At 41.8% G+C, this 328-nt stretch carries 1 protein-coding gene; it reads right to left on the minus strand.

The window, feature by feature from the left end:
* Positions 1-328 (minus strand): MFS transporter (locus ACSG5Z_RS29915; protein WP_435712751.1); only part of this gene is annotated, 328 nt, incomplete at both ends.

Raw genomic sequence — 328 nt, forward strand, 5'->3', positions numbered from 1 at the left:
GGCTGTTGAGGGTCCTTGACTAAGTGCATAGATAAGCATCGCGAATCCTGGTGCTGAAAGAACAAAACCGAGTGAATCAAAGCGACCAGCTGATTTTTCAATATGCTCTTTTAAAAATAGTAGACCGAATAGTAATGCTACGATTCCGAACGGTAAATTAATATAAAATGCCCAGCGCCAAGACATTTGATCTACAAAAAAACCGCCAATTATTGGTCCTACTGCCGGTGCTACAGCAATTGGCAACACAATAAACCGTGAAATTTTCGGCCTTTCCTCTGGTGAAAATGTTCGGAATAACATCGCCATCCCAACTGGTGTTAAAAGC

This window comes from Bacillus pretiosus, assembly GCF_051294775.1.
Classification (GTDB): Bacteria; Bacillota; Bacilli; order Bacillales; family Bacillaceae_G; genus Bacillus_A; species Bacillus_A wiedmannii.